We start from the raw sequence: 258 nt of genomic DNA on the forward strand, positions 1-258 counted from the left end.
GGTTTGCCATCTTGCACTGCGAGATGACCGTAGTCCCCAATTTCTACAAGCCGTTTCGAGCCCAACAAAATTGAAATAATTTTCTTTACTTTACTGGCACTGAAGTGGTTTCCGAAAAGAGCGGTCAGGAAAAACTCAACGTCATCGGTCGTGGCGATCACCAGAAGTTCGACTAACTGGTGAGCCAATGCAAACAACTCAAATGAGCTCATTTCTGAGAACTCACCAATGGAAAACTGTCGGCGGTTCCCTTTTAGC

At 45.7% G+C, this 258-nt stretch carries 1 protein-coding gene; it reads right to left on the minus strand.

What is annotated here, in order from left to right; translation table 11 throughout:
- The coding region (locus Q4528_RS14585; RefSeq protein WP_303522370.1) for a hypothetical protein at positions 1-258 on the minus strand (258 nt) is incomplete at both ends.

This window comes from Staphylococcus pasteuri (assembly GCF_030547725.1).
Taxonomy (GTDB): domain Bacteria; phylum Bacillota; class Bacilli; order Staphylococcales; family Staphylococcaceae; genus Staphylococcus; species Staphylococcus pasteuri.